The 260-nt window shown below is 68.1% G+C and carries 1 protein-coding gene; it reads right to left on the bottom strand.

The window, feature by feature from the left end; translation table 11 throughout:
• Positions 1-260 (bottom strand): hypothetical protein (locus NLF92_RS13280; RefSeq protein WP_254102715.1); only part of this gene is annotated, 260 nt, incomplete at both ends.

Here is a 260-nt window from a genome sequence, read left to right on the forward strand (position 1 = left end):
GATCTCGGCCGCGCCATCACCGAGCTCCACCAGCCCTTCGGCCCAGCTGAGCCCGCTGATGCGGCCCGAGCCTTCGGATTTGAACACTTCCACCTGTCCGTTCCGCACCCGTGCGCGCAGGTATTCGCGACGACCCGGCTTCTTGCGTTTGGCAAAGGCGGCGGGCAGATCAAACCCCTGTGGTTCCTGCCAGCCGCCCCCGGCCATCAGACCCATCGCCGGGCGGGCAAAGATCAGCGTGCAGACCAGCGCCGCCACCG

The sequence above is a fragment of the Opacimonas viscosa genome (assembly GCF_024199005.1).
In the GTDB taxonomy this organism is placed as follows: domain Bacteria; phylum Pseudomonadota; class Gammaproteobacteria; order Enterobacterales; family Alteromonadaceae; genus Opacimonas; species Opacimonas viscosa.